Source organism: Pseudomonas sp. 2995-1 (genome assembly GCF_002742505.1).
In the GTDB taxonomy this organism is placed as follows: domain Bacteria; phylum Pseudomonadota; class Gammaproteobacteria; order Pseudomonadales; family Pseudomonadaceae; genus Aquipseudomonas; species Aquipseudomonas sivasensis.
In genome coordinates this window covers 1-228 of the sequence record NZ_LJSA01000144.1, presented here as the reverse complement: position 1 = coordinate 228, position 228 = coordinate 1, and the positions used below count along the sequence as shown (strand labels likewise).

General features: G+C 39.0%; 1 protein-coding gene. It reads left to right on the top strand.

Annotation, left to right across the window (positions count from 1 at the left end):
- Positions 1-228: hypothetical protein (locus AOA61_RS31745; protein WP_218197317.1), on the top strand; the 228-nt coding region annotated here is incomplete at both ends.

Here is a 228-nt window from a genome sequence, read left to right as displayed (position 1 = left end):
GAACTAGACTCTAAGAAAAATGAGAGAGCACTTATTTTAGGGCTCATTTATGGATGGATTACCCTTGTAAAAGACGACGGTCGCTTAGTATATCTTTACGATGGCAAAAACAGCCCTACACTCATTCAGCAAGGGGGAGCCAAAGTAGGGGAAGAAACATACCTTTTACACAAAGCCTTGGCTCATAATCCGAATATTTATGAAGAAATTATTGAACGATTTGAGGAT